Raw genomic sequence first — 16,264 nt, forward strand, 5'->3', positions numbered from 1 at the left:
CCCCGTACACGAGGGAACTTCGGAAGGAGACCTGGGTGATCGAGCTGGAGGGCGTGCCCGAGCTGATCGACCCGGTCATGGTGGCCGCGTTCGAGGGTTGGAACGACGCGGGCGACGCGGCCTCCGGTGCGGTGGCGCACCTGGACCGGGAGTGGAAGGGCGAGGTCTTCGCGGCACTGGACGCCGAGGACTACTACGACTTCCAGGTGAACCGGCCGACGGTGTGGCTGGACAACGGAGTACGGAAGATCACCTGGCCGACGACCCGGCTCTCGGTGGTCCGGATCGGCGGCGCCAAACCCCGCGACCTGGTGCTCGTCCGCGGCATCGAACCGTCCATGCGGTGGCGGTCGTTCTGCAACGAGATCCTCGGGTTCGCCCACGAGCTGGGCGTGGAGATGGTCGTCATCCTGGGGGCCCTGCTGGGCGACACCCCGCACACCCGTCCGGTGCCGGTCTCCGGGGTCACCTCGGATCCGGACCTGGCGCGGACCATGGACCTGGAGGAGACCCGCTACGAGGGCCCCACCGGGATCGTGGGGATCCTCCAGGAGGCCTGTACGCACGCGGGGGTGCCCGCGGTGTCGCTGTGGGCGGCGGTGCCGCACTACGTGTCGCAGCCGCCGAACCCGAAGGCCACGCTGGCGCTGCTGAACCGGCTGGAGGACCTGATCGACCTGCGGATCCCGCTGGGCGAGCTGCCGGAGGACGCGCGGGCCTGGCAGCTGGGCGTGGACCAGCTGGCCGCCGAGGACAGCGAGGTGGCGGAGTACGTCCAGACGCTGGAGGAGGCCCGGGACACCGCGGACCTGCCGGAGGCCTCCGGGGACGCGATCGCCCGCGAGTTCGAGCGGTACCTGCGGCGGCGGGACCCCGCGGCCGGTCCCGGGCCCGGTGCGGACGGCGGCGACGCCTCGTACTTCCGCGACCCGAACAGCGGCCGGACCTCGGACCGGCCACCGCCGCGCCGCGCCGAGGAACCCCCGGCGGCGGGACCGGAGCCGGAGCCCGGGACCGGCGGGCCCGGCGGAGCCTCCGAGGCGTCCGGGACGCCCGAGGCGCCGGAGGCACCGGACGGTCCGGGCACCCCGGAGGCCTGAGCCTCCGGGAGGCGGGAACACGACGGCGGGCCGGCACCCTGTGGGTGCCGGCCCGCCGTGTCGTGCGGGGCCCGTCGGGGGGCCGGGCTACAGCGCGACGCCCAGCAGGGCGTCCACCGTGCGGGAGACCAGGCCCGGGGCCGATTCGTCCTCGCCGCCCGAGGCCAGCTGCCGCTCGGCCCAGCGGTCCACGGCGGCCAGGGCCGCCGGGGCGTCCAGATCGTCCGCCAGGGCCTCCCGGACCTCCTCGACCAGGGCGTCCGCGGACAGTCCGTCAGGCCGGGAGACGGCGGCCCGCCAGCGGTCCAGCCGGGCCACGGCCTCGGCGAGGACCTGGTCGGTCCACTCCCAGTCGGACCGGTAGTGGCGGGAGAGCAGGGCCAGCCGGATCGCGGCCGGGTCCACCCCGGAGCGGCGCAGCGCGGAGACGAAGACCAGGTTGCCCCGGGACTTCGACATCTTCTCGCCGTCCAGGCCCACCATGCCGGCGTGCACGTACGCCTTGGCCATCGGGAACTCGCCGGTCAGCACCTGGGCGTGCGAGGCGCCCATCTCGTGGTGCGGGAAGGCCAGGTCGGATCCGCCGCCCTGGATGTCGAAGCCCATGCCCAGGTGGTCCAGGGCGATGGCCACGCACTCGATGTGCCAGCCGGGCCGGCCGCGGCCCAGCGAGGCCCCGTCCCAGCTCGGCTCGCCCTCGCGGGCGGCCATCCACAGCATCGGGTCGAGCGGGTTCTTCTTGCCGGGTCGGTCCGGGTCCCCGCCGCGCTCGGCGGACAGCAGCCGCATCGCGGCGGCATCGAGTCCGGAGACCCCGCCGAAGTGCGGGTCGGACTCGACCGAGAAGTAGACGTCGCCCTCCAGCTCGTAGGCGGCGCCCGCGTCCCGGAGCCGCTCGACCAGCGGGACGATCCCCGGTATGGCCTCGACGGCGCCGATGTAGTGCCGCGGGGGCAGCATCCGCAGGGCGGTCATGTCCTCGCGGAAGAGCGCGGTCTCGCGTTCGGCGAGCTCGGTCCAGTCGTGGCCGTCGCGCAGCGCCCGCTCCAGGAGCGGGTCGTCCACGTCCGTGACGTTCTGGACGTAGTGGACCTGCCGCTTGGTGTCGAGCCACACGCGCTGTACGAGGTCGAACGCGTTGTAGGTCGCCGCGTGACCCATGTGGGTCGCGTCGTACGGGGTGATGCCGCAGACGTAGATACGGGCGACGGGACCGGGGGAAAGGGTGACCTTCCCGCCGGTCGCGGTGTCGTGGATCCGGAGGTCGCGGCCCTTGCCGGGAAGGGCGGGAACCTCAGAAGCGGGCCAGGCATGCATGCCATGAGCCTAACCGGACGGATGTTCCGGAAACGAACCGGATCCGTACTGTTGGCCGGATCGGCGCTCTTGCGCTCCGCGGACCGGTGTGCGGGTCCCCCTGCGCAGGTCAGACGGGGGGCCAGGGAATCGAGGGCCAGTCCCCGGACGGGGCGGGGTGGATCCGTGTACGCAGCAGACCGGCCACCCGGTCCCGTACGGCGGCCAGCTCGGCGGGGGTGATCAGTTCGGCCAGACGGGTGGCGAGCGGGGCCCCTTCGGCCAGCCGGTCGGCCAGCGTCCCGAGGACCTCGACGGCCTCCCCGGTGAGCGGCTCCCCAGCCCACCCCCACAGCAGGGTGCGCAGCTTGTCCTCGGTGTGGAAGGTCACTCCGTGGTCGATGCCGTAGAGCCGCCCGTCCGGGGCGGGCAGCAGGTGGCCGCCCTTGCGGTCACCGTTGTTGATCACCGCGTCGAGCACGGCGAGCCGCCGCAGCCGGGGGTCGTCGGCGTGCACCAGGAGGGCCGTGCGCCCCTCGCCGACCTCGGCGAAGGCCACCGCCTTCCAGCCCTCCCCCGGCTCCTCGGCGTCCACCAGGGCCAGCAGGGCGCCCTCCGGGTCCTGCTCGCCCGCGCCCTCGATCCAGTACTGGACCATGCCCTCGCCGTACGGGCCGGCCCGGAGCACGGTCGGCGGCACCAGGCCCCAGCCGGTGGCCTCGGAGACCAGGTAGGCGGCCACCTCCCGCTGGGCGAGGGTGCCGTCCGGGAAGTCCCAGAGCGGGCGCTCCCCGCGGACCGGCTTGTAGACGCAGTCGGCGGTCAGGCCGTCGAGTTCGGCGGTGCACAGCAGGACCGCGTTGGAGGCCTCGGCGATCCGGCCGCGGACGGTGAGCTCACCCCGGGCGAGCAGTTCCTCGGTGGCGGTCGCGGCGGTCATGCCTGCCGCCGGTATCCGTTCTGGCGCGGGCACACATGGCCTTCCGGATCGAGCGGGAGGCTGCACAGCGGGCACGGCGGCCGGCCCGCGTTGACCACGTCCAGGGCCCGCTTGGCGAAGGCCCGGGCCTGTGCGCCGGTGAGCCGGACCCGGAGCATCGGGGGGCCGTTCTCCTCGTCCTGGAGCAGCCGCTCCTCGGCCTCGGCCAGGTCCTCCTCGGTGTCCGCGTCGAGCTCCACCAGGGCCTGCGCCTCGACGATCATCCGCTGCTCCTCGCCGTCCCAGGCCAGGGCCATGGTGCCGACGCGGAACTCCTCGTCCACCGGGACGTCGAGCGGGGCGGTGTCGGTGACCTCGGCCGGGGCGACGGCCGGGACCGGGGCGTTGCCCCCGGTGCGCCGCACGACCTCGTCCAGCAGTTCGTCCATCCGCTCGGCCAGCGCGGCGACCTGGGTCTTCTCCAGCGAGACGCTGGTGACCCGGGGTCCGGCGGAGGCCTGGAGGAAGAACGTCCGGCGGCCAGGCAGTCCGACCGTACCGGCTACGAAGCGGTCCGGCGGGTCGTAGAGGAACACCTGACGGGGCACGTCCAGTCTCCAAGTCTCGGCATCAAGTGCGTAGGCGGGCGGTCGGTCCACCCTACTGTGCGTTCGATCACCCGGCGCCCGCACCACCGCCGACCACGGCGTCCCCGGCGGGCTTGTCGGCCGGGCCGGCCCCTTCGGGGCGCGGGGCCAGTCCGGCGAAGTCCCCGGTGTCCCCGAGCCGGAGCAGGAAGGGGCGGTTGGCGGTGTAACGGATCGCGGTGACCGAGCACGGGTCGGCGTGGATCCGCTGGAACAGGTCGAGGTGCATGCCCAGCGCGTCCGCGACCACGGATTTGATGATGTCGCCGTGCGAACACATCAGGTAGACGGCGTCCTCGCCGTGCTCGGCGGCGATCCGCCCGTTCCAGTCGCGGACCGCGTCCACCGCGCGGGCCTGCATGGCGCGCATCGACTCGCCGCCCGGGAACGCGGCCGCGGACGGGTGCTGCTGCACGGTCCGCATCAGCGGTTCGTCGGCGAGCTCGGCCAGCTTGCGGCCCGACCAGTCCCCGTAGTGGCACTCGCCGATCCGCTCGTCGGTGTGCAGGACCAGCTCGGGGCGGGCGGCGAGCAGCGGCTCCAGGGTCTGCCGGCACCGCTCCAGCGGGCTGCTGACGGCGGCGGCCAGCGGCAGCCCGGCGAGCCGGCCGGGCAGGGCGGCGGCCTGGGCCGCGCCGTGCTCGTCGAGGACCACTCCGGGGGTCCATCCGGCGAGCAGTCCGGCGGTGTTGGCGGTGGACCGCCCGTGACGTACGAGGATCAGCGTGGCCATGGTGGCAAGGGTAGGCGGTGGGCCGTGTGTGCGGGGGCGGCCCGGGCAGGGAAGAATGCGCCGCGTGATGGTGGACTGCGCGATTTACCGGGACGGCCGGCGGACCGACGGCCCGGAGGACTTCTCCGAGGCCCTGGCCGAGGCCCGGTCCACCGGCGACGCGTTCCTGTGGGTGGGCCTGCACGAGCCCACCGAGAAGGAGTTCGAGCACATCAGCCGGGAGTTCGGTCTGCACCCGCTGGCGGTGGAGGACGCGCTGACCGCGCACCAGCGTCCGAAGCTGGAGGTCTACGACGACTCGATGTTCGCGGTCCTCAAGCCGGTGGCCTACGACGACACCACCGACCAGGTCTCCACCGGCGAGCTGATGGTCTTCATCGGCGACTCCTTCGTGGTCACCGTCCGGCACGGGGACTTCGGCGCCCTGACCGATGTCCGGCACCGGCTGGAGCAGGAGCCGGACGTGCTGCGGCACGGCCCGACGGCCGTGCTGTACGCGGTGAGCGACGCGGTGGTCGACCACTACATCGAGGTGGCGGCCGAGCTCCAGGCCGATCTGGAGGAGCTGGAGGCCGACGTGTTCGCCCCGACCGCCCCGGCCACCCGGGACGCCAAGGGGGTCGCGGCCCGGATCTACGGTTTCAAACGGCAGGTGCTGGAGTTCCGCCGGGCCACCAGTCCGCTGCTGCAGCCCATGAACCGGCTGGCGTTCGGCACCCTGCCGTTCGTGGACGAGCACTCCCGCCCCTTCTTCCGCGATGTCGCCGACCACCTCACCAAGGCCAACGAGTACATCGAGGGCCTGGACCGGCTGCTGTCGGACGCCCTGGCCGCGCACCTGGCGCAGATGGGGGTCCGGCAGAACGACGACATGCGGAAGATCTCGGCCTGGGCGGCCATGGCGGCGGTGCCCACCATGATCGCCGGGATCTACGGGATGAACTTCGAGCACATGCCGGAGCTCGGCCGCTGGTGGGGCTATCCGGCGGTGCTGGTGCTGATGGCGCTGACCTGCTTCGCCCTGCACCGCCTGTTCAAACGCCGCGGCTGGCTGTAGCCGAACCGGCCGGTCCCGGACGCCCCCGGAGGCACCCGCCGGGACGCACCCGCCGGGGCGGGCGCGCGGGGCTCAGGCGAACTCGGGCGAGGTGACCGGCCGGCCGCCCAGGGCGTCGCGCCGCTCCGGCATCCGCAGGGCCACCATCCGGTGCCAGCCGCTGAACCGCTCGTACGCGTACATCCCGCGGATCCCGGCCGCCAGCGCCGCCGCCTTGGGCTTCGGCCAGCCCAGCAGCCGGCCCATGTGGTCCATCACGGCCAGGCTGACGTCCCGGTAGACGGCGATCTCGTTCAGCGCGCTCTCGCGCAGCACCCGCTGGATGGTCCGGCCGTGGCCGAGGGCGGCCAGCCGCAGCAGCTCCTCGTGGCAGTAGGCCAGGTGGTTGTCATCGTCGCCGCTGATCATCCGGATGGCCTTGCCGAGTTCCGGGTGGTCGCCGAAGTGGCCGACCAGCATCTCCATCTGGTCGGCGGCGCGCTGCTCGGTGACCCGGCTGTGCGCGAGGTAGACGACGACGTCCTCCTCGGTGAGCGGCCGGTCGGCGCGCAGCCTGCTGTGCGCCAGCCCGATGCCGCGCCGCTCCAGCAGCATGGTGTAGTCGGTCTCCGGCGGCACCGGGACCGGGTCCAGCCCGCGTTTGCGCAGCAGCGCGCGGAAGATCCGGCCGTGCTTGTCCTCGTCGGCCCCGTGCCGGGTGATCTTGGGGGCCAGCTCGCGCATGCCCTCCGGCACCAGGGCCGCGATCCGGGCGTTCTCCCAGCCGCCCTGGGCCTCGCCGCTGGCCGCGATGGAGCAGAACAGCTGGAAGGAGCCGTCGTCGTCGACGATCTCCTGGAACAGGCTGCGGGCTGAGAGCACGGTCCACCTCCGGGCGTGAAGGACACCCCCCGGCCACCCACTCAAGTCCCGATCGGGCGACCGGGCAACCGCATCCCCGAACCGCTCGGCCGAAGGAAGGACTCGAAGGGGTGCGCCCGGGGGCGTAACCCCGCGGGCGGGCCGCGCGTTGATGGGGGTGACGGCCGTGGCGGGGAAGACCCCCCGAGCCCCCACCACGGCCGCGGTGCTTCCCAGCGAGGAGCGGGTCAGGCGAGTCCGGCCCGCTCCATCGCCTCGGTTCCGGCCCGCAGCGCGGCCAGCCGCTCGTCCAGGGTGAACCCGGCCGGAGCCAGCGTCAGCGTGGTGACCCCCGCCTCCGCGTAGGCCCGCATCCCGTCGGCGATCCGCTCCACCGGGCCGAGCAGGCTGGTGGAGTCGATCAGGGACTGCGGAACGGCCGCGGCGGCCCCCTGCTTGTCGCCCGCCAGGTACTTGTCCTGGATCTCGGCGGCCTCCTTCTCGTATCCCATCCGCTGGGCGAGCTGGTTGTAGAAGTTCTGCTTCCGGCTGCCCATCCCGCCCACGTACAGCGCGGTGTACGGCCGGAACATGTCCGCCAGGGCGGTCACGTCCGCACCGACGGCCAGCGGCACGGTCGGACACACGTCGAAGCCGTCCAGGGTCAGCCCGGCCTTCTCCCGGCCCGCCCGGATGTGCCGGAGCGCGGTCTCCTCCAGATGCGCGGCCGAGGGGAAGATCAGCAGCGCGCCGTCGGCGATCTCACCGGTCTGCTCCAGGTTCTTCGGACCGATCGCCGCGATGTACAGCGGGATGTGCTCGCGCTCCGGGTGCACCGTCAGCTTGATCGCCTTGCCCGGGCCGCCGGGCAGCGGCAGGGTCCAGTGCTCGCCCTCGTGGGTGAGGCGCTCCCGGCTCATCGCCTTGCGGACGATCTCCACGTACTCGCGGGTGCGGGCCAGCGGCTTGTCGAACTTCACCCCGTACCAGCCCTCGGAGACCTGCGGGCCGGACACCCCGAGGCCGAGCCGGAAGCGGCCGCCGGACAGCGAGTCCAGGGTGGCCGCGGTCATCGCGGTCATCGCCGGCTGACGGGCCGGGATCTGCAGGATCGCCGAGCCGACGTCGATCCGCTCGGTCTGCGCCGCGACCCAGGCCAGCACGGTCGGGGCGTCCGAACCGTAGGCCTCCGCCGCCCAGCAGACGTCGTAGCCGAGGCGGTCCGCCTCCTGGGCGACGGCGAGGTTGTCGGCGTCCATGCCCGCACCCCAGTACCCGAGATTGATGCCGAGCCGCATAGGTCGTCCCCTCACAGATTTACCGATCAGTAACGTAGGTCTGCGGGGACTGTAGCGCGCCGGGGCGCCGTCCGTCAGCGCCCCGTCCGCGCCCCAGTACGCTCCCCCTCATGGAGCAGAGGCATCTCGGCCGCACCGGCCTGCGCGTGTCCCGGATCGGCCTCGGCACCCTCACCTGGGGCCGGGACACGGACGACCGGGCGGCGGCCGACCAGCTGAAGACCTACTGGGAGGCCGGCGGCAACCTGGTCGACACCGCCGACGTCTACGGCGGCGGCGAGGCCGAGTACCTCCTCGGCCAGCTGGTCGGCGGGCTGGTGCCGCGCCAGGACCTGGTGATCGCCACCAAGTCCGGCTCGGTACGCGCCCCCGACCGCCGGACCGACGCCTCGCGCGGCCATCTGCTCGCCGCCCTCGACGAGTCACTGGCCCGCCTCGGCACCGACTGGGTGGACCTCTGGCAGGTTCACGCCTTCGACCCGGCCACCCCGCTGGAGGAGACCCTCCAGGCGCTCGACCTGGCGGTGAGCAGCGGCCGGGCCCGGTACGCCGGGGTCGCCGGGTTCTCCGGCTGGCAGCTGGCCAAGGCCGCGACCTGGCAACTGGCCGCCACCGGCGGCACCCGGACCCGGCTGGCCTCCACCCAGATGGAGTACTCCCTCCTCCAGCGCGGGGTGGAACGCGAGGTGCTGCCCGCCGCGCTCGACCTGGGCGTCGGCCTGCTCCCCTCCTCCCCGCTCGGCCGGGGCGTCCTCACCGGCAAGTACCGCACCGGGATCCCGGCGGACTCCCGGGGCGCCTCGGAGACCATGTCCGCCTTCGTCGACCCCTACCTCGACGAACCGGCCGCCCGCATCGTCGACGCGGTCGCCACCGCGGCGCACGGCCTGGCCGTCACCCCCCTCCAAGTCGCCCTCGCCTGGGTCCGCGACCGCCCCGGCGTCAGCGCGCCGATCGTCGGCGCCCGGACATCCGCGCAGCTCGGCGAGGCCATGTCGGCGGAGGCCCTTAACCTTCCCGAGGAGATCCGCCAAGCACTGGACGACGTATCGGCCCCGGTGCACCGCTACCCCGACCAGGACTGGAGCACCCTGTGACCACCCCCACCCCGGACCCCTCCCCCACCCCGGACCCGACCCCGCCCGAGGACCTCGCACCCGGCGAACCCGCCGGGGACCCGGGCCTGGCGGATGCGGCCGAGGCCGGGGCGGACGCGGGCCTGGCGCCCGGCGGAGCCGGGGCGGGCGGGGACGGCGGAGCCGTCGAGGGCGGCGTCCCGGCCGATACGGCCGAGGCCGGGGCGGACGCGGGCCTCGCCACCGGCGAAGCCGGGGCGGACGGGGCCACGGGCCCGGCGGGTACCGCCGAGGCCGGCGCCGACGGGGGCTTGGCGCCCGGCGGAGCCGTCGTGGACAGGGGGCCGGGGGCGGAGCCCCCGGTTTCGGGAAGGGGCGGGGTGGGAGAAGGCGCCGCAGGCGGCGAAGCCCCCGCCGCACCGCACGACGCCGAGCCCGAGCCGGAGACCCCCGAGCCCGCGCAGGAGTCGGGCGGGGCCGGGCAGGCCGGTGCCGAGGCCCAGTCGGCCGGCGACGGGGCCGCGGCGGGTGGGGAGGCGCAGGCGGGGGTCAGTGAGGCGGCGGCGGAGTTGGCGGCGCAGAAGGTGGAGCGGGAGCGCATCGCGCGCCGCAAGGCGGAGCGGACCGCTCCGATCGAGGCCGGCGCCGCCCTCAGCGGCAAGGCCGCCGATCTGCTCGCCGCGGTCCGTGCCGTGGAGAGCGGGGACAAGCCCCCGGCCCCGGTCTCGGGTTCGGCCTCGGGTTCGGCCTATTTCGATGGTGCCCCGGACATCCCGCCCCGCCGCCCGGCCACCCCCGCCCCCCGCACCCCCCAGGGCCAGTCCCCCGAGCCCCCGCGCGACGTACAGGGCCGCCGCCCCGAACCCGGCCACGGCGGCCACGGCAGCCCGGTGGCGGCTCCCGACGCGGCGGCCGTCGAGGCCGTGCGGGCCCTGCTCGGCGGGGCCGGGGCGCCGGAGGCGCTGGCCGGCCCGGCCGCCGGGGTCCTCGGCCCGGCGGCCGCGGAACGGCTGGCCGCCGACCCCTGGCAGTTGCTGGCGGTCCCTTCCGTCCGCCCCTCCCAGGCCGACGGTTTCGCCCGCGCCCTGCTCGGCGCGGACTGCGGTCCCGGCGACGAGCGCCGTACCACCGCCCTGGTCGGCTGGCTGCTGGCGCAGGCAGCCCTCAAGGGCCACACCGTGCTGGACACCACCGTGCTGGGTTCCGCGCTCGCGCAGTACACCGTTCCGGATCCGGAGGAGGCCTTGGAGCGGGCGATCGCCGACGGTGCCGTCCTGGTCTTCCAGGAGGCGGTCGGCGACCCGGTCCCGGAGGGCGAGGAGCAGCCGTTCCGGCTGCTGGTCGGCCTGGAGGGGGCCGCGCTGGCCGAGGAGAGCCTCGCGGACGGTCTGGCCCGCCTGGCCGGCACCTTCGTGCCGGAGGACGGCTCGGGCCCGGCCCCGGAGGCCTGGCGGGCCGCCGCCGAGGCCGCGCCCTCGCCGTCCGCCGTGGACCTGCTGCGGGCCGTCTCCGGCCACGGTCTGGTCGCCCACACCGGCGGGGAGGCGGCCCGCGCCGAGCCGCTGGCCCTGCTGGCCGCCGCCCACCGGCTCGGGCTGCGCGCCTGCGCGGCCGCCCACAACCCGCCGCCGGGTTCGGGCGTGGTCACGGTGGCCGGGCTGCTGGCCGGCACCGAGGGTCCGGCGCGTGACGCCGACGGGCAGTGGGAGCTGGACCTGCTGATCGTGCTGGACGCCCCCCAGCTGGATGTGGAGAGCGGGGCGGCGCTGGTGGAGTCGGTGCCGGACGGGGCCCGGCTGGTGCTGTCCGGGGATCCGGCGGTGCTCGGTTCGGCGGGTCCCGGCCGGGTGTTCGCGGATCTGCTGGCCGCCCGGAACTGCCCGCAGGTGGTGTCCCGGACCCCGGATCCGGGTCCGATCGGCGAGCTGGTGTCGGGCATCGGCATCGGTGAGCTGAACCAGGTCGACGCTCCGGGCAAGGAGGTCGTGATCGTCCCGGTGCGGGACCCCGGCGAGGCGGTGCACCGGACGGTGCAGCTGGTGGCCGAGTCGGTGCCGCGGGCCTTCGGGGTGCGGCCGGACGGGGTCCAGGTCATCACCCCGGGGCACGGCGGTCCGGCCGGCACCCGGGCGCTGAACGCGGCGCTGAAGGAGCGGCTGAACCCGGGTCCGGGCCGGTTCGGCGGTTTCGACCCGGCGGACCGGGTGGTGTACGTGCCGGCCCCGGGGCGGGCCGTGGCGGGTCGGGTGCTGTCGGCCGACGCGGAGGGCCTGCATCTGGAGACGGGCCGCGGCCCGGTCCTCGTCCCGAGGGACCGGGTGGCGGTGGAGGTGCGGCACGGCTGGGCGGTGACCGGGCACCAGGCGGTGGGCGGGCGGTGGCCGGCCGTGGTGGTGGTGCTGCCCGGTGACGCGGCGCAGGGCCTGTCCCGGGACTGGGTGTACACGGCCTTCGGCCGGGCGGAGCGGCACCTTTCGGTGGTGCACGGGGTGGACCAGGCGCTGCCGAAGGCGGTGGCCGGGGTGCTGCCGAAGCCGCGTACCACCCGGCTGACCGGGCTGCTGCGGGCCCTGGCCGCGGACGCGGCGGCGGTTCCGGCGGGGCAGGCCGGCCCGGCCGAGTGACGGGTGCCGGGGGCCCGAACAGGGCCCCCGGCGGCGGGTGTTGCTAGCGGCGGCGGCCGAGGGCCGCGCCGTCGTCCTCGTCCGCTTCCTCGGTGTCGTCGTATTCCTCGTCGAAGACGGAGCTCACGTCGAAGCGGTGCAGCACATGTTCCGGATCGGCGTGGTCGAAGGGGGCGTTGAGCCATTCCCCGGGTTCGGGGGCCTGTCCGCCGGCGGCGGTGACCCAGAGGGTGGAGTCGCCTTCCTCCAGGCCGAACTCCTTGTACCGGGAGGCGATTTCGTCGGGTTCGTACTCGCCGAAGAGCACTCCGAGGGCACCGGCCGTGCCGGCGCCGTCGCCGAGGTCGGCGTCCCGGTCGTGGGCGGCGACGCGTTCGGCCTGGGCGACCAGCCGCTGCGGTTCGACCACGGCGTAGTCACGGCGGATCAGGACGCTGAAGGAAGTGGGTTCGGCGGGGCCGGTGTAGGGGACCCCGTCCTCGGTGGCCGGGATCTCGAAGGGGGTGACCTCGTCGTACCTCTCGTAGAGGAGTTCGTCGTATTCCTCGGCCGCGGCGGCCAGTTCGTTGAACGCCACGTAGACGTCCGGGTCCTCGTCTCCGGACCGGCGTTCGACCGCCGCGAGGTGACGGTCCAGTGCGGCTTTGACCGCCTCGGCGGCGGCGCGTACCTCGGCAACGGTGGGCAGAGCGGCATCAGACATAGTGCAGACGCTATCCGTAGCGGGGCGCTGCCCGCACAATAGATGCGATGCCGGAATACGAATTTGTCGACGTGTACGTGCCGCGAGGGGTCTCCCGGAAGGAGGCGACACGGCTGCTGACCGACCATGCCGAGTACGGCCACTGGGAACTGGACCGGCTGACACTGCTCAGAGACGGCAGCAGGCGGGTGCGGTTGCGCCGGCGGATCATCCGTCAGGTCCGCGCCACCTGGTGAGAAACGGGGCGGCCCCGGAACGCTGGAGTGCGCTCCGGGGCCAGGTACTGCCGGCGTCAGATTCAGGCGTTGACGCAGGTGTTGCCGAAGGCCGGGTTCAGCAGGCCGATCACGTTGATCGTGTTGCCGCAGACGTTCACGGGCACGTGGACCGGGACCTGGACGACGTTGCCGGACAGGACGCCGGGGGAACCGACGGCCGCACCCTGGGCACCGGCGTCGGCGATGGCCATGCCCGCACCGGCGAGAACGAGGCCACCGGTGGCAGCCGCAGCGGCGACAACCTTCTTGATCATGATTCCTCCTAGTAGGCAATGCGGTCCCAGCCGCGGACCGCACCACCTGTAACGAGGAGTTCCCACCGGGGCTACGAGCGTATGAGTGCATTCACTCTTCCCAGTGAGATGCGCACACCTTCCCGATTCCCCGGCGTTAACCGGGGCCCGATCGCCCTCCGGCGGTCAGCAGTTGTCGATGAACCGGTCCAGGACCCGGACGCCGAACTTCAGGCCGTCGACCGGAACCCGCTCGTCCACTCCGTGGAACATGCCGGCGAAGTCCAGCTCCGGGGGCAGCTGGAGCGGCGCGAAGCCGAAGCAGCGGATCCCGAGGTCGTCGAAGGACTTGGCGTCGGTCCCGCCGGACAGCATGTACGGGACCGCCCGCGCGATCGGGTCCTCGGCCTTGAGGGCGCCCTGCATGGCGTCCACCAGCCGGCCGTCGAAGTCGGTCTCCAGCGCCCGGTCCCCGTGCACGTCCTCCCGCTTGACCCGGGGGCCGAGGATCCGGTCCAGGTCGGCCAGGAACTCGTCCTCGTAACCGGGCAGGAACCGGCCGTCCACGTGCGCCACGGCCTGGCCGGGGATCACGTTGACCTTGTAGCCGGCCCCCAGCATGGTCGGCTGGGCGGTGTTCCGCAGGGTGGCCCCGATGATCTTGGCGATACCGCCGAGCTTGGCCAGCGTGGCGTCCATGTCCTCGGGGTCCAGCGGGGTGCCGAGCGCGTCGGAGAGCTCGTCGAGGAAGGACCGGACGGTCTTGGTGACGCGCACCGGGAACTGGTGCCGCCCCAGCCGGCCCACCGCCTCGCACAGCTCGGTGATCGCGTTGTCGTTGTTGGTCATGGAGCCGTGGCCGGCTGTGCCGTCCACGGTGAGCCGCATCCAGTGCATGCCCTTCTGGGCGGTCTCGATCAGGTACAGCCGCAGGTTCTCGTTGACCGTGAAGGAGAAGCCGCCGACCTCGCCGATGGCCTCGGTGACGCCCTCGAAGAGGCCCGGGTGCTTGTCGACCAGATGCCGGGCCCCGTAGATGCCGCCGGCCTCCTCGTCCGCCAGGAAGGCCAGCACGATGTCACGGGGAGGCTTGCGGCCGCTGCGGAGCCGGTCGCGGACCACCGCGAGGGTCATCGCGTCCATGTCCTTCATGTCGACGGCGCCGCGGCCCCACACGCAGCCGTCGGCGATCTCGCCCGCGAAGGGGTCGTACGTCCAGTCGGCCGCGTTGGCCGGGACCACGTCGGTGTGCCCGTGGATCAGCAGGGCCGGCCGCGAGGGGTCCTCCCCCTCGATCCGGGCCACCGTCGAGGCCCGCCCCTTGTGGGACTCGAAGATCTGCGGCTCCAGGCCCACCTCGGCGAGCTTCTCGGCCACCCACTCGGCGGCCTTGCGCTCACCCGGGCCGGAGTGGTCCCCGTAGTTGCTGGTGTCGATCCGGATGAGGTCCCGGCAGAGGTCGACGACCTCGTCCTCGCCGGAGACGGTCCTGCCCGCGCTCGACTCGCTCACGCTGCTTCCTCCCACTGGCCACTGATCGGATGTACCGCCCCCATCCTCCCGCTCCGGCTTCCGGACCCCAAGGCGGTTCCCCGCCGAGCGGACGGCGGGGAGACGCTGATCGGGATGGGATCGGGCGGCGATCGGGGCACTCCGAATCCCTGGTAATGTTCTCTTCGTCGGAGCGGCCCGCCAGGGACGCGAGACAGACACCTTGTCCGGGTGGCGGAATGGCAGACGCGCTAGCTTGAGGTGCTAGTGCCCTTTATCGGGCGTGGGGGTTCAAGTCCCCCCTCGGACACCAACACAGAAGGACCCCGCTCCGGCGGGGTCCTTCTTGTCGTGCCCGTACGCGGCCTGCCCCGGCCCCGGCCGCCCGGAAGGGCGCGGCGGGGCGGGGGCGGGGGTCAGTCGGTGGTCCCGGCCTCGGCGGCCTGGTCGAGGCGGAAGGCCTCGTTGCCCAGCCCGATCCGGGCGTGCACCTCCGGGCGGCGGCTGCGCAGCACCAGGCCGTACCCCAGGCCCGCCAGCAGAGCGGCGCCGATGATGCCCGGGAGCAGCCAGCTGAGCGCGGAGCCGTCGGCGGCCCCGACCAGCACCCCGAAGTCCTTGACCGTGTACACGGCGATGGCCAGCAGGGCCAGACCGGCCAGGGCGGCGGCCGTCAGCCGCCACACCTGGGCCCCGGCGGTGCCCCGGCGGACGAAGAAGGCGATCACCGCGAAGGAGGCGGCGGCCATCAGGAGGGTCACTCCCAGGGCGCCGACGCTGCCCATCCAGGTGAAGAGGTGCAGGACCGGGGCGGTGGGGTCGCCGACCGGCTTGTCGTCGGTGACCGCGAAGGCGATCACGACGGCAGCGGCCACACCGGTCTGCAGCAGGGAGCCGGTGGCCGGGGCGCCGGTGCCCGCGTTGGTGCGGCCGAAGACGGCGGGCAGCAGGCCCTCGCGGCCCATCGCGAAGGCGTAGCGGGCGACCACGTTGTGGAAGCTGAGCATGGCCGCGAACATGCCGGTCACGAAGAGGACGTGCAGTACGTCGGTGAAGGTCTCGCCGAGACGGGCCTCGGTGAGGAAGAACAGCAGGCCGGGGCCGTTCTCGGCGGAGGTCTTCACGACCTCGGAGGGGCCGGTGGCGACGGTGAGGGCCCAGGCGCTGAAGGCGAAGAAGGCCGCGACGAAGCCGATGGCGAGGAACATCACCCGGGAGACCACGATGTGCGGCTTGCTGGTCTCCTCGGCGTAGACCGGGGACTGCTCGAAGCCGACGAAGGCGGCTATGCAGAAGCAGAGGGCGGTGCCCAGGCCGGCGCCGGAGAGGGTCTCGGGGTTGAAGGCGTGCAGCGAGAGGCCTTCCTTGGCCGGCTCGGCGATCGCGGCGATGTCGAAGATCACCACGAGGACGCACTCGATGAGCAGCAGGACGCCGAGGACCCGGGCGTTCAGGTCGATCTTGAGCCAGCCGAGGGCGCCGGTCGCGGCGACCGCGAGGAGGGCCGGGATCCACCAGGCGACCTCGGTGTCCAGATAGGTCGCGAAGAGTCCGGAGATCTCGAAGCCGAGGATGCCGAAGACACCGACCTGCATGGCGCTGTAGGCGACCAGGGCGACCAGGGAGGCGCCGACTCCGGCGGTGGGCCCCAGACCCCGCGCGATGTACGCGTACAGGGCGCCGGCGTTGTGGACGTGCCGGCTCATCTCGGCGTAGCCGACGGCGAACAGGCCCAGGACGATGCCGAGGATCACGAACAGCAGGGGCTGTCCGACGACGCCCATCACCCCGAAGGTGGTGGGCATCACCCCGGCGACCACCATCAGGGGGGCGCTGGCGGCGAGCACCGAGAGGAGCAGGCCCGCGGTGCCGAGGCGGTCGGCGCGCAGGGCCCGGTCCTGGCCCTTGTAGGTGCGGATCTCGGCCGCGGGAGTGAGCGTGTTGGATCTGCCCGTCGCCATGCGGGTGG

At 73.7% G+C, this 16,264-nt stretch carries 15 protein-coding genes and 1 tRNA gene; 6 read left to right on the plus strand and 10 right to left on the minus strand.

Features of this window, described 5'->3' with window-relative positions; genetic code table 11:
• Window positions 1-35 precede the first annotated feature (35 nt).
• The gene (locus ACZ50K_RS22460; protein ID WP_468905761.1) at window positions 36-1,100 is read left to right on the plus strand and encodes a PAC2 family protein; all 1,065 of its coding nucleotides are present in this window, start codon (window positions 36-38) and stop codon (window positions 1,098-1,100) included.
• An 87-nt stretch (window positions 1,101-1,187) separates the two neighbouring features.
• Here the strand turns inward: ACZ50K_RS22460 and mshC are convergent, their stop codons facing one another.
• The 4 genes from mshC to ACZ50K_RS22480 form a co-directional block, all read right to left on the minus strand.
• On the minus strand, window positions 1,188-2,417 hold the full coding sequence (gene mshC, locus ACZ50K_RS22465) for a cysteine--1-D-myo-inosityl 2-amino-2-deoxy-alpha-D-glucopyranoside ligase (RefSeq protein WP_468905762.1): 1,230 nt from the start codon (window positions 2,415-2,417) through the stop codon (window positions 1,188-1,190).
• Window positions 2,418-2,526: 109 nt separating this feature from the next.
• Window positions 2,527-3,369: an SCO1664 family protein gene (locus tag ACZ50K_RS22470; RefSeq protein WP_468905764.1), complete on the minus strand. Its 843-nt coding sequence runs from the start codon at window positions 3,367-3,369 to the stop codon at window positions 2,527-2,529.
• The gene (locus ACZ50K_RS22475) at window positions 3,333-3,923 is read right to left on the minus strand and encodes a DUF3090 domain-containing protein (RefSeq protein ID WP_468905765.1); all 591 of its coding nucleotides are present in this window, start codon (window positions 3,921-3,923) and stop codon (window positions 3,333-3,335) included. Before ACZ50K_RS22475 ends, ACZ50K_RS22470 begins: the two co-directional genes overlap by 37 nt.
• Before the next feature lie 67 nt (window positions 3,924-3,990).
• Window positions 3,991-4,695 carry a histidine phosphatase family protein gene (locus ACZ50K_RS22480; protein ID WP_468905767.1) on the minus strand — a complete coding sequence of 235 codons (705 nt, stop codon included), beginning with the start codon at window positions 4,693-4,695 and terminating at the stop codon, window positions 3,991-3,993.
• 55 nt (window positions 4,696-4,750) lie between these two features.
• Between ACZ50K_RS22480 and ACZ50K_RS22485 the strand changes: the two genes are divergently transcribed.
• Window positions 4,751-5,752, plus strand: coding sequence for a magnesium and cobalt transport protein CorA (locus ACZ50K_RS22485; protein WP_468905769.1), 1,002 nt, complete (start codon window positions 4,751-4,753; stop codon window positions 5,750-5,752).
• Between the two features lie 72 nt (window positions 5,753-5,824).
• Here the strand turns inward: ACZ50K_RS22485 and ACZ50K_RS22490 are convergent, their stop codons facing one another.
• Both ACZ50K_RS22490 and ACZ50K_RS22495 read right to left on the minus strand, forming a co-directional pair.
• Window positions 5,825-6,613 (minus strand): ferritin-like domain-containing protein, encoded by a 789-nt coding sequence (locus ACZ50K_RS22490; RefSeq protein ID WP_468905771.1) that lies wholly within the window; start codon window positions 6,611-6,613, stop codon window positions 5,825-5,827.
• Window positions 6,614-6,840: 227 nt separating this feature from the next.
• Window positions 6,841-7,890 (minus strand): LLM class F420-dependent oxidoreductase, encoded by a 1,050-nt coding sequence (locus ACZ50K_RS22495; protein ID WP_468905774.1) that lies wholly within the window; start codon window positions 7,888-7,890, stop codon window positions 6,841-6,843.
• 110 nt (window positions 7,891-8,000) lie between these two features.
• Between ACZ50K_RS22495 and ACZ50K_RS22500 the strand changes: the two genes are divergently transcribed.
• Together ACZ50K_RS22500 and ACZ50K_RS22505 are read left to right on the plus strand one after the other, a co-directional pair.
• Complete coding sequence (locus ACZ50K_RS22500) at window positions 8,001-8,987, plus strand: aldo/keto reductase (RefSeq protein WP_468905775.1); 987 nt, start codon at window positions 8,001-8,003, stop codon at window positions 8,985-8,987.
• Window positions 8,984-11,590 (plus strand): ATP-binding domain-containing protein, encoded by a 2,607-nt coding sequence (locus ACZ50K_RS22505; protein ID WP_468905777.1) that lies wholly within the window; start codon window positions 8,984-8,986, stop codon window positions 11,588-11,590. Before ACZ50K_RS22500 ends, ACZ50K_RS22505 begins: the two co-directional genes overlap by 4 nt.
• A 43-nt stretch (window positions 11,591-11,633) precedes the next feature.
• Here the strand turns inward: ACZ50K_RS22505 and ACZ50K_RS22510 are convergent, their stop codons facing one another.
• Window positions 11,634-12,293 carry a hypothetical protein gene (locus tag ACZ50K_RS22510; protein WP_468905779.1) on the minus strand — a complete coding sequence of 220 codons (660 nt, stop codon included), beginning with the start codon at window positions 12,291-12,293 and terminating at the stop codon, window positions 11,634-11,636.
• Between the two features lie 47 nt (window positions 12,294-12,340).
• Here ACZ50K_RS22510 and ACZ50K_RS22515 point away from each other — a divergent pair, with 47 nt between their 5' ends.
• Window positions 12,341-12,529, plus strand: a complete 189-nt coding sequence (locus ACZ50K_RS22515) for a DUF5703 family protein (protein ID WP_093657245.1) — start codon at window positions 12,341-12,343, stop codon at window positions 12,527-12,529.
• 62 nt (window positions 12,530-12,591) lie between these two features.
• Here ACZ50K_RS22515 and chpH read toward each other — a convergent pair whose 3' ends face one another.
• Together chpH and ACZ50K_RS22525 are read right to left on the minus strand one after the other, a co-directional pair.
• Complete coding sequence (gene chpH / locus ACZ50K_RS22520) at window positions 12,592-12,825, minus strand: chaplin ChpH (RefSeq protein ID WP_468905781.1); 234 nt, start codon at window positions 12,823-12,825, stop codon at window positions 12,592-12,594.
• 165 nt (window positions 12,826-12,990) lie between these two features.
• Window positions 12,991-14,316: a M20/M25/M40 family metallo-hydrolase gene (locus ACZ50K_RS22525; RefSeq protein ID WP_150210646.1), complete on the minus strand. Its 1,326-nt coding sequence runs from the start codon at window positions 14,314-14,316 to the stop codon at window positions 12,991-12,993.
• 204 nt (window positions 14,317-14,520) lie between these two features.
• On the opposite strand from ACZ50K_RS22525, the gene ACZ50K_RS22530 reads away from it, so the two are divergent.
• Window positions 14,521-14,608 (plus strand) — tRNA-Leu (locus tag ACZ50K_RS22530).
• Between the two features lie 103 nt (window positions 14,609-14,711).
• On the opposite strand, the gene ACZ50K_RS22535 is transcribed toward ACZ50K_RS22530, so the two are convergent.
• Complete coding sequence (locus ACZ50K_RS22535) at window positions 14,712-16,256, minus strand: APC family permease (RefSeq protein ID WP_468905784.1); 1,545 nt, start codon at window positions 16,254-16,256, stop codon at window positions 14,712-14,714.
• Window positions 16,257-16,264 lie beyond the last annotated feature (8 nt).

The sequence above is a fragment of the Streptomyces sp. NPDC033845 genome (assembly GCF_055576225.1).

Coding starts and splice junctions, on each gene's coding strand:
- mshC (WP_468905762.1), bottom strand. CDS start 2,417: ATGCATGCCTGGCCCGCTTCTGAGGTTCCCGCCCTTCCCGGCAAGGGC.
- ACZ50K_RS22480 (WP_468905767.1), bottom strand. CDS start 4,695: ATGGCCACGCTGATCCTCGTACGTCACGGGCGGTCCACCGCCAACACC.
- ACZ50K_RS22485 (WP_468905769.1), top strand. CDS start 4,751: ATGCGCCGCGTGATGGTGGACTGCGCGATTTACCGGGACGGCCGGCGG.
- ACZ50K_RS22495 (WP_468905774.1), bottom strand. CDS start 7,890: ATGCGGCTCGGCATCAATCTCGGGTACTGGGGTGCGGGCATGGACGCC.
- ACZ50K_RS22500 (WP_468905775.1), top strand. CDS start 8,001: ATGGAGCAGAGGCATCTCGGCCGCACCGGCCTGCGCGTGTCCCGGATC.
- ACZ50K_RS22510 (WP_468905779.1), bottom strand. CDS start 12,293: ATGTCTGATGCCGCTCTGCCCACCGTTGCCGAGGTACGCGCCGCCGCC.
- ACZ50K_RS22515 (WP_093657245.1), top strand. CDS start 12,341: ATGCCGGAATACGAATTTGTCGACGTGTACGTGCCGCGAGGGGTCTCC.
- chpH (WP_468905781.1), bottom strand. CDS start 12,825: ATGATCAAGAAGGTTGTCGCCGCTGCGGCTGCCACCGGTGGCCTCGTT.
- ACZ50K_RS22535 (WP_468905784.1), bottom strand. CDS start 16,256: ATGGCGACGGGCAGATCCAACACGCTCACTCCCGCGGCCGAGATCCGC.